Origin of the sequence: Actinomadura luzonensis (assembly GCF_022664455.2) — a bacterium.
In the GTDB taxonomy this organism is placed as follows: Bacteria; Actinomycetota; Actinomycetes; order Streptosporangiales; family Streptosporangiaceae; genus Nonomuraea; species Nonomuraea luzonensis.
The window spans coordinates 1-8,014 of record NZ_JAKRKC020000007.1 but is presented as its reverse complement, the minus strand read 5'-3'; the positions used below and the strand labels follow the sequence as shown (position 1 = coordinate 8,014).

Sequence of the window (8,014 nt, the reverse complement as noted above, 5' to 3'; positions counted from 1 at the left end):
GGCGATCTTGCCGGTGCGGGCGTCCTCGAACAGCTTGGCCTTCTGCTGGTCGGTGCTGGCCTCGTGGATGTAGCGGATCTTCTCCGCCGGCACGCCGCGCGCGATGAGCTGTTCCTTCATCGCGTCGTACGCCGACCATCGCTCGACGCCGGCGTCCTCGAACTCGCCCTCGCGGGAGATGTCCACGTAGTCCCACGAGTTGACCTGGATCTGCTTGGAGCCCTTCGCTGTCGCCAGGTCGACCGTGTAGCTGTTGCCGTCCTCGCTCGCGCGCACGGCCAGCACCTTCCTGGCGTGGCCGCGATCCCACATCAGCATCCCGGCAGCGACCGCGCCCGCCGGGACCTCGTGCCTGCGCAGCTTCGGCCCGGACGACTTGGGCTGCGGAGTGCCCTGGTCCATGAACACGATCTGGAGCGCGCCCAGCGTCGGGTGCGGGTTCGGGTTGTCCTTCGAGACCGGGTAGACGTGGTTCTTCGTCTCGTGGAAGATCGCCGCGATCCGGTCGGACGCGACGTCGATCTTCCCGCCCTCGCCGCCGGCGCCCGGGTCGATCAGCCGCATGTCCAGCGCGGCGCGCTTGCCGTCGCCGCTGATCTTCAGCATGTTGTCCTCGGCCGGGTCCACCCCGCCCATGCGGATCTTCTCGGCCCGCCGGCCCAGCTCCGCGATGTACGCAAGCTGCTCCTCGCTGGCGGGGATGACGACGGTCTCGCCCCGGTTGCCGTTCGCGTCCCTGCGGACGGGCGGGGTCGGCAGGTTGAGGTCGGCGGCGGTCTTCACGTCCGCCGCGATCCGGTACAGCCGGATCAGCTCGGGCACGTTCCGGAACTTCGCGAACCGGGCTTTCTGCCGGAACCCGTTGCCGTCCGGGTTCAGCTCGATCTCGGTGACGATCTCGCCGAACGTCGCCGCCCACGAGTCGAAGTCCTCCAGCCCGGCGTCTTCCAGCAGGTCGGGCCGCAGGTAGCGCTGCATCGTGTACGCCTCGGTCACGCTGTTGGCGATCGGCGTGCCGGTCGCCAGGGTGACCACCCGCCCGCTGGTCGACGTCGACCGCAGGTAGTGCAGCTTCATGTGCAGGTCGCTGGCGCGGTTGGAGCCGTCGATGGCGGCGCCCTCGATCGCGGACGCGGTGCGCAGGTTCTTGAAGTGGTGCGCCTCGTCCACCATCAGGTAGTCGATGCCGGTCTGCTCGAAGTAGACCGCGCCCTCGTCCTTGACGCCGTCGAGCTTCGACTTCAGCTTCTCCTCAGCGGCGGCGAGCTTGCGCTCCATGTCCTTCAGCAGCAGGGACTTGCCCTCACGCTCCTTGGCGCGGGCGATCTGCTCGCGGAGCATGTCCAGCTCCGCGTTCATGTACGCCTCTTGCGCCTCCGGCCGCATGTCGATCTTCTCGAACGCCTTCTGCGTCAGGATGACGGCGTCCCAGTCGCCGGTGGCGGCGCGGGCGACGAACTCGCGCCGCTTGTCCCCTTGCAGGTCCTCCGAGCTGGCGGTGAGGATTCTCGCCTGCGGGTAGATCTCCAGGAACTCGCGGGAGAACTGCTCCAGCATGTGGTTGGGGATCACGATGGCGGGCTTGCGCGCGAGGCCGGTGCGGCGCAGCTCCATCGCGCCCATCACCATCTCGGCCGTCTTGCCCGCGCCGACCTCGTGCGCGAGCAGCACCGCGGGTTCCGACAGGATCCGCGCGACGGCGGCCTTCTGGTGCGGCCGCGGCGTCCACCCGTCCGCCAGGCCCGGCAGCGCCGGGTCGGCGTCGTCGTAGCTGCGCAGGACAACCGAGTTGAACAGGTCGTTGTAGCGGCGTGCGAGGCGGGCGGCCCGGTCCGGGTCCTCCCACACCCATTCGGAGAACCGCTCGGCCATCGCCTGCGCTTTCTCCTGCGCGGCGATGGTCGCGTCCGGGTCGGGGACGGTCTTCTTCTCCCCGTTGATCCGGATGGTCTTGGTGACCTTGATCGTGCGCTGCTGAAGCAGCGCCTCGGCGATCTCCGGCGCCGGCCGCTCCGGGGTGCCCCACGTCGAGGTGACCTCGATCCCGTGCGCGGGGCCCTTGACCGCCCACGCCGAGCCGCCGCCGTGCTCGACCTGTACGCCGCGCGTGCCGAGAATGTCTTGCAGGAACTCCTGCACGACGCGCTCGCCGATCCAGGGGGCGCCCATCTTCGCGTCGATCTCGCCCGGGGTCAGGTCGCGGGGGAGGACCTTCTCCAGCGCGGCCACGTTCCCGAGCAGCGTCGGGTCGTCTTCGGCCGCCTTGCGCGCGATGGCGAGCTTCTTGCGGACGTTGCCGGACAGGTACTCGGCCGCGACCACCAGCCGGCCGCTCTGGGCGGGGTCGTTGAACACCCGCGTGCCGAGCTGCCGCCGCGCCTCGGGCTCCTCGACGCCGAGCAGCCGGGCGATCTCGTCTAGCCGAACCTCTTGGTAGAAGTCCATGACGTGCGCGAGCGCCTGCCCGGCGTCCTCGGCCCGGTCGGGGAGTCCCTTGCGGACGGCCACGACCCGCTTGTTCAAGATGTCGGCCGGGCGGGCGGTCTTGGTGTCGGCGTCCCACCGGTCCAGCGCGAACACCATCGCGCTGGCGGGGTCCTGCCGGAACAACGCGGTCGCGGTGGCGACCTTGTCGGCGTCCTCGACCTTCCGCCCTTCCGCCTCGGCGGCGGCCTTGGCCTCGGCCGGGGTGTAGATGCGGTTACGCGGCTTGGAGATCGCCTCGTACCGGGCGACGAAGTCGCGGTAGCGGCGGTTCAGCTCCGCCCGCAGCGACCGCATCCGCGCGGTTTCGGCGTCGGCGCGGGACTCCTCATCGAGGAGCGCGGTCACGACGTCGCGCAACCCCATGTACGCCTGGAGCTGCTCGGCCTGCGACGGGTGCACGTCCAGCGCCTCGACGGCGCCGCCGGACACCTGGGTGAAGGTGCCGTCCTCGCCGGCGGCGATGTAGCCCTCGTGCTCGCGCACGCTGTCCGCGAGGCGCAGCTCCACGGCGGGCTCGTCGGCGGCGCGGGCCTGGTAGCCGCGGCCTTCGGTGTTGGCGCGGGCGACGATGCCGGCCAGCGCGTTCCGCATCGCGGCGGCGGCGTCCTTATCCCCGCGTACGGTCAGGTCCTGCGCGGTGAACTGGCCCCGGCCCACCGCCAGCTCGCCGAGCACGTGCTCGGGGTGGGCGTGGAAGTAGTTGTTGACCGGCAGCTCCACACCGCCGATCTCCATCGGCGAGGACTCCACCCACGAGGTGTCGCCGGGCTGCTCACCCTCGCCCCGCTTGCGGAAGAGGAGCAGGTCCGTCACGACGTCGGTGCCGGCGGCCCGCTGGTGCGCGCCGGCCGGGAGCCGGACCGCGCCGACCAGGTCACCCATGGCGGCCATGTCGCGGCGGGCCTTCGCGTCCTGCGAGTCGAGGGTGTACCGGGAGGTGAGCACCGCGACCACGCCACCCGGCCGGGTGAGCGCCAGGCTCTTGAGGATGAAGTGGTTGTGGATCGAGTGGCCGGCCTTGTTGTGCTCCCGGTCGGTCAACGTGTACTTGCCGAACGGCACGTTGCCGACCACGGCGTCGAACGCGCCCTCCGGGGCGCGGGTGTCCGCAAAGCTCTCGTTGCGGACCTCGGCGTGCGGGTACAGCATCTTGGAGATCGCCGCGGTGGTCGGGTCCAGCTCGACACCGACCATGCGCGCCCGCTCCGGGGCCATGCCGATGAACGTGCCGACACCGCTTCCGGGTTCGAGGACGTTGCCGCCGTCGAAGCCGAGCCCCTGCACGGCCTCCCACACCGCGCCCACCAGGCCCGCGTCGGTGTAGTGGGCGTTCAGGGTGTTGCGGGCGGCGGCCCGCCACTCCTTGGCGTCGAGCATCGCCCGCAGCTCGTCGCGCTCCGGGCCGAACGACTCCCACTTGGCGACGGCGCGGGCGTGCGCGGCGTCGTCCTTGTAGTTCGCGCGCTTGGGCTTGCCGGCGAACATGACCGGCACGCTGCCCCACCCGGACCAGCGGGCCAGGACGCGGCGTTCGTCCTCGGTCGGCTGGCGGCCGGACTCCTGCAGCGCGCGGAGCGTCCGGACGGCCGCGATGTTCGCTCTGGCCTTGGCCTTCTCACCGGCCGGGGCGAGGTCGTCCTGCGACTCCGGCCGGAATCGGGTCTGGGCTGCTACACGGGACGGTTCCCGTCGCTCGGCAGCTCGGCGTCCTGTCTGCCGGGTTCGGCGGGCAGGAACACCAGCTATCGTCACCCGGTCACCCACCTGCAGCCGGTCAGCGGCGATCTGGCCGTCACCGTCGTAGGAGAACGCGCTCTCCCACGACTGATCCGCCGAGCCCGGCCCGCGGAACGTCCGCACCACGGTGGGCCGGCCGGTCGAGGCCAGGGTGACGGTCTCGGTGTGGATCGGCCGGTCCCGCTCGTCCAGCACCGCGAGCTCCGCCCGCCACTCGTCGCGCTCGGCGAACGGCCGCGACACCTGGCGGATGGACTGCACCCGGGCGATGGGGTAGCGGCCTCCGCCGACCGGGTAGCGGATGGCGTCGCCGACCTCGATCCGCGACGGGTGCACGTGCTCCTCCGGCTCGAACCCCAGCTCGTCGCCGGCCGCGTCGAGGGTGGGCGGCACCTCCCGGTCCGGCGGCAGGTCGGGCATCACCCACACGTCGACCTTGTCCGGGATGAGCCGCTGCTGCACGCTCCCATCCGCCATGCGAACGTGCACCTGCACCAGCCCGAACCCTCTGATGGCGCGGCGCGCGGTGATCGTCCCGAACACCACGCGGCCCGGGTCGCTCTCGTCAGGGACGGCGATCGTGTCGCCCATCGTCAGGTTGGCCGCGTACGCCTTTTCCGGCGCGGCGCGGCCCGGATCGTGCGGCGGCGCCGGGAACCCGGACATGCGCGCGTAGGCGGCGTCCACCCACCCGGCGGTGCGCTGGTGCGAACGCCGGCGCGCGCCCGGCAGGCTCTCGTCTTCGCCCAGCGCGCGCAGGTGGGCCGCCAGCGCCCGCATCTGCGGCGCGGTGAGCGGCTGGCGGGCGCGTAGCCGCGCGGCCGCCTGCGCCAACTCGGCGCTGACAGGCGCGTCCTGCGCGTCGAGCTCCAGGTCGAGGACGCGGCGCCGCTGCGCGGTGCGAAGCCGTACCCGGCCCACCGGCACGTCGTCGCCGACCGGCGCGACCGCCACCCGGGCGGCCGGTTCGGGGTCGGGCAGCGGCGCCGGGCGGGCGGCGTGGTCCTCGTCCAGGTCCGCCGCCACCGCTTCCGCCACCGGGTCCGGTGCCGGGTCAGGCGCGCCGGTTCCGCTGCCGGGGGCGGTGACCCGCGCAACCACCGCGCCCCGGTCAGCGTCCACCTCGAACGCGGCCCCGTCCACGGTGGCGACGTCGAACCGCACCCGGTCGCCGTCCACGACCGGCTCGGACACGACGCGCAGCACCTGACCGTCCTCGTCGACAAACCAGTCACCCACCGCCAGACCCACAACCTCGGTGGCATCGACGGCCGCCGGGGCGGGCTCGTCGGCCACCGGGACCGGCCGCTCGTCCGGGATCGGCCGGACGTGGCGGGCGTCGTCGTCGGTGCGCACCGTCACGTGCGTGAGCCCGTCTCCGGGCCGCTCCGTCCGCTCCACCACGCCGGGCGCTCCGCCGGGCACGGCCGGCAGCCGGTCCCCGGACACCAGATCGGCGGCCGCCGGCGCGCTCGGATCCGGGCCGCCCTCGGCCGCGGTCGGCGCCGGGGCCTCGCCCAGGTCCTCCTCACCCGGCACCGGATCGAGGAGGATGACCCGCTCGGGCCAGCGGCCGCGCATCCGCTCCACCGGCACCAGCGTCCCGTCCGGCAGCCGCACGGTGACCTCGGTCAGTTCGCCGTACGGCATGCCGGGCTGGCGCACGCCGACCGTGCCGGACACGCGCACCTCATCGAACCGGCCCACCCCGTACTGCTCCCGGTCAAAGCTCGCGGGGAGGTTCTGGCCGGGCACCGTGTAGGAGATGCGGTCGCCGAACTCCACCCGCCGGTGCGACACCCACTCGCCGACACGCTTCCCGGCCGCGTCTTGGACCTCGGCCGGGTCGCCCCGGCCGATGAGCTCGTCGGCGCGCACGCTGATCGTGCGCCCGTCGTCCAACCGCACCTTGACCGCGTGGCCGCCCGACGTCGGCTCGACGTCCACGACGGTGCGGGTGACCCGGTCGCTGCCGAGCCGGGCCGCGCCGCCCGGTTGGACGTAGGTGCCGCGCGCCGAGATACGCCGGCCGACTCCGGCGCCGGGCCCGGCCGGGGGCACGGCGAGGGTGTCGCCGGGCCGGATCTGGTCGCCGTACACCTGCCCCTCGGGGGCGGGGTCGCGCTGCTCGGGCGGGGTCGGCCCTTCCGGCGTGGGGGGAGCGTACGTCCCGCTCGGGCTGCCTGGGCGGGCTGCTCGTCACCTGCGGGCGCGCCGCCCCCTGGCCACCAGCCCGGCCACCGCCACCGCCGCCGCCGCTTCGGGTGCTGGTGCCGCCTGGGCGGGCAGCGCGCGGCCGCGCCACCTGCTCGTCCTGCTCGGCGGTCTGCGGCTCGTCCCGCCCGCCACGCTCCCCGGCCGCAGGAGCCGCGTCCTCCTGGGCGGGCTCGTTCGGCGCGGCCTCGGGCTCCTCGGGCACGGGCATGTCGTCAACGACGTCGTCGGGCAGTTGCTCGCCTCCGGCGTCCTCCAGCTCGCCGTCGTCCTGGCCGTGGTCCAGGTCCTCCCCGTCGCTCCCCTCGGCGTCCTGCTCAGGCAGGCTCACCAGGCCGTCGTCCGGCCGGTCGACCACCGCCTCCCCGTCGTCGTCGGCCGACACCATGGTCACCGGGTCCGTGGTGCGCGGCGTCAGGTCCGGGTCCGGCTGCGCGGCCGGGTCGGGCCGCTCCGCCGGCCGAAGGTCGGCCAGCCGCCGCTCCCCGACCTGCACGTCCGCCTCGGCCTGCGCGAACTTGTCCTTGTCCTCCTGGCTGCTGTTGTCGCGCAGGTTGGCCTTCAGCTCGTCCCGCCGCGTGATCGCGCCGATCAGCTCGTTCAGCACCTGCGACCGCACGCGGGCCTGGCGCAGCGTGTCCGCGTGCGGAAACGGCTGCCCGACGCCTCGCTCGGCTCGCGCCCGCTCCTCCTGCGACGTCTCGACTTGCACGCGGCCGGCGGCGATCTGGTCCTCCAGCGCGGCGAGCCGCTTCTCCAGGGTGGCCATCATGCCGCGGCCGCCGCCCTCGCCCAGGTGCTCCTGCCGGAACGGCGCCATGCCGCGCGGCCAGTCGAAACCGACCTTGACCACGCGGTTGAAGTTCGTATCGCGGCCGGTCTCGGCGTAGACGGGGTGGCCGCCCAGTTCGCCGATCTGAACCCGCTTCCCCTCCACCCACGGCCGGGCCCCGAGATGGTCGGCGGCGGCCTTCCTCAGCGGCTCGTAGGCGTCGGCCCGCTTGGTGTAGGTGGTGCCGCCGAGCGTCATCGTGAACGCGTCGCCGCGCGTCTCGACGCGGGCGTCCAGCGCGGCCTGCCAGTCCGCGATGAACATCTCGGTGATGCGGATGTTCTCGCTGTGGTCGGCCACAGCCCGCTCCAGACCGGCCTGGTTACGCGCCCATGCCCGGTCCAGCCGCTCCAGCCGCTGCAGGTCGGCGTCGGCCTGCGCTTTGTCCAGCAGGAACGGGTTACCCGTCGCGAGCGCCTTGACCTCGGCGAAGGACAGGGCGGCGTCGCCGACGTCCTCGATCTCGCGCACGTCGAGGTTGCCGCGCTGGAGCTGGGCGATGAACCGTGCCTTCCGCTCCACCGTCTGCCAGCTATAGCCGTCAAACGTCCCTTCCGTCACATATCGGAGGATTTGTACGTCTTTGGAGTGGTGGTCCAGGTTGAAGTTGCCCTGACGCTCGACCCGGCCTTCGCGCTGCGCGAGGTCAGCCGGCCGCCACGGGCAGTCCATGTGGTGCAGCGCCACCGCGCGGGCCTGCACGTTGGTGCCGACGCCCATCTTCTCCGTCGACCCGATCAGCAC

Annotated in this window: 1 protein-coding gene and 1 pseudogene; both read right to left on the bottom strand. The window is 73.0% G+C overall.

Annotation, left to right across the window (positions count from 1 at the left end; genetic code table 11):
• Nucleotides 1-2,583 (bottom strand): helicase-like domain-containing protein (locus tag MF672_RS50995; RefSeq protein WP_507161390.1); only part of this gene is annotated, 2,583 nt, incomplete at its 3' end.
• Between the two features lie 3,364 nt (nt 2,584-5,947).
• A pseudogene (locus MF672_RS50990) lies at nt 5,948-8,014 on the bottom strand (hypothetical protein); the annotation flags it as partial.